The 321-nt window shown below is 55.1% G+C and carries 1 rRNA gene; it reads left to right on the top strand.

Annotation, left to right across the window (positions count from 1 at the left end):
• Positions 1–321: ribosomal RNA gene (locus tag HZZ01_RS20750) — 23S ribosomal RNA — on the top strand; the annotation flags it as partial.

A 321-nucleotide genomic window follows, 5' to 3' on the forward strand; every position in this document is an offset into this window, starting at 1 on the left:
GTTCAACGTTAATCGGAGCAGGGTGAGTCGACCCCTAAGGCGAGGCCGAAAGGCGTAGTCGATGGGAAACAGGTTAATATTCCTGTACTCGGTGTTACTGCGAAGGGGGGACGGAGAAGGCTATATCGGCCGGGCGACGGTTGTCCCGGTTTAAGCGTGTAGGCGGAGGGTCCAGGTAAATCCGGTCCCTTATCAACGCTGAGGCGTGACGACGAGGCACTACGGTGCTGAAGTGATAAATGCCCAGCTTCCAGGAAAAGCCTCTAAGCATCAGGTAACACAGAATCGTACCCCAAACCGACACAGGTGGTCAGGTAGAGA

The sequence above is a fragment of the Pantoea sp. WMus005 genome (genome assembly GCF_013415305.1).
Classification (GTDB): domain Bacteria; phylum Pseudomonadota; class Gammaproteobacteria; order Enterobacterales; family Enterobacteriaceae; genus Pantoea; species Pantoea rara.